The organism is Cereibacter sediminicola (assembly GCF_007668225.1).
Classification (GTDB): Bacteria; Pseudomonadota; Alphaproteobacteria; order Rhodobacterales; family Rhodobacteraceae; genus Cereibacter_A; species Cereibacter_A azotoformans.
Genome location: NZ_VDEK01000193.1, coordinates 1 through 317 on the forward strand (window position 1 = coordinate 1; position 317 = coordinate 317).

The 317-nt window shown below is 65.6% G+C and carries 1 pseudogene; it reads left to right on the plus strand.

From position 1 onward, the window contains the following. Positions 1-167, plus strand: a pseudogene (locus FG154_RS20980) (IS5/IS1182 family transposase); the annotation flags it as partial. Positions 168-317: the final 150 nt, after the last annotated feature.

The following is a 317-nucleotide window of genomic DNA, read 5'->3' on the forward strand; positions in this document are numbered from 1 at the left end:
TCGGATACAACGCGCAGTGCGCGGTCGATGCCGAGACGCACCTGATTGTCACCCACGACGTCACCAACCATGGCACAGGCGGCGACCAGCTGAGCCCAATGGCGACGGCGGCCAGGGAAGCGCTTGGCCGAAACGACCTGCACGCCGTCGCGGACAAGGGCTACTTCGTTCAGCCTGAACAACGTCATCAGGCGGCTGCGAGGCTGTGCCGCCCCGTTGCTCCTGCCGGAACGCCGCCAGAACGAGGGCGATGACGACAGCCAGAAGCTTCCTCAGGTGGGCGAGGATCTTGCGGATGTTGTGGCCGCAGCCGCAGA